Genomic DNA, 1,796 nt, shown 5'->3' on the forward strand with positions numbered 1-1,796 from the left:
ACTTATATTAGTTCCTATTTTGGAGATCTTTCCGTTTTTAATTAAAACATCTGTATTTTTAAGAATCCCTTCTTTTTCATTTGTCCAGACAGTTACATTTTTAAATAATAATGTTTCTTGTTTTGGCAACACATCAAAACCGTATGCCATATTAGGGAAAGTTACAGGAAACTCTTTTTCAGCATCTGTAGCTTTATCTGTTTCTTTTTTAGATTCTCCATTTTTCTTTTTATCGTCCTTCTCCTTCTCTTTTTTAGCTTTCTTTTTAGCATAAAATGCCATTTCGTTGCCATTAGGGAAATAGGCTTTACCATTAAAGTTATTGGTTTCTGTAATATTAGACACTAGTCTTATAAACTCTTGTTTTGTTGTATCTAATGATGAAAATGTTAAATTCATCCAATCTTCCTTAAAGCTTATTTTGGTTCCTAATGCTATACTATCGCTTGTTACTTTTGCTTTTAGTTTTTCGGTTGTACCAGAAATAGCCAAATCGTAATCATTATTACCTAATTTAAAAGTATAATTTCCTCTAATGTCTTTTACGTGCATTGGAGAGAATTCGTTTTTAACACCGGTTACCCAGTTTTGATGAATCTTCGTTCCTTTTTCAAAAAGGTCTCCAGAAGTAATTAAAAAATTAGCATAAGCTCCGGTTTTTAAAGTTCCTATACTATTACTTTTTCCTAGAATTTGTGCAGGAATAGTTGTTAAGGCTGCTAAAGCGTTTTCCTTACTTAAACCCGCTTTTATAGCTTTTAAAAGATTAGGCATTAATTCTTTTGCAGACTTTAATTTATAAGTAGACAACGCAAACGTTACGCCATTATCTGCTAATATTTTTGGGTTAGAGGGTCTTTGTTTCCATTCTCTTAAATCTGCTAAGCTTACTGCTCTTGCCAAAAATGGATCTTCCATATCATAGGCATCAGGAAAATTTAAAGGGATTATAAACTTAGCATTTGTAGCCTTAATATCTTTAATGTTTTCATATTCGTCTCCGCCTCCTACAAATACATATTGTGTGTTAAATTCATCACCAATTTTATCAAATCGTAAAGCATTAATTTTACTTCCTGCTTCCATAATTTGCACTAAATTTTTATTAGCTAAAAATGCTTCAAGTGCTCTATCTTTTTCTTTTATATTTCCTTTAGCATACCAATCTGCATCATAATTTACTTGACGTAATAGAGCCATTGTTCCCATTAAAGATGTTGGGTATGCCTGTCTGGAAGTATTACTTTTACTAGTACCTGTATACTGTGCAGAACGTTGCGACAAAATACGGTTAGCATTAGTTCCTTCTGTATTTAAAGCTATTAAAGCTCCTGTACCTCGAATAATACCATCATCTATGTGCGTGTTTACAACACCAAAACCAGCTTGTTGTAGCTCTTTTGCTTTTTTAGAATCAAAGCTATACATATCTATAGCATTTTTATCTGGCCTAATGTGGTCATTCCAATAATACCCTTCTCTACTAGCATCGTATTGTGGCAAACGAGAGCCTCCCGTTTTTCTACTAGGTTTAGTTACACCAAACGTAGAGTAAATATCTATAAACGACGGATAAATACTTTTACCAGAAACATCTACAGTAATGCAATTTTTAGGAATTGCAACATTACTCCCTGTAGAAACAACTTTACCATCTTTAATTAATAAAGTCCCATTCTCAATAACCTCGGTTGGTGAAACATAAATTTTTGCATTAGTAAATGCAGTGTAATTAGAATTACTTGTCTTTACACCATTGTTTTTAGGAACATTCTCTTGAGCGTGAAGTATAAAAC

Annotated in this window: 1 protein-coding gene; it reads right to left on the minus strand. The window is 32.2% G+C overall.

Annotated elements, in window-relative coordinates:
- Positions 1-1,791, minus strand: a 1,791-nt coding sequence (locus ACVC2P_RS07455; RefSeq protein WP_452597853.1) for an amidohydrolase family protein, incomplete at its 3' end; no start/stop codon positions are given.
- Positions 1,792-1,796 lie beyond the last annotated feature (5 nt).

Source organism: Pontimicrobium sp. MEBiC01747, from assembly GCF_053601635.1.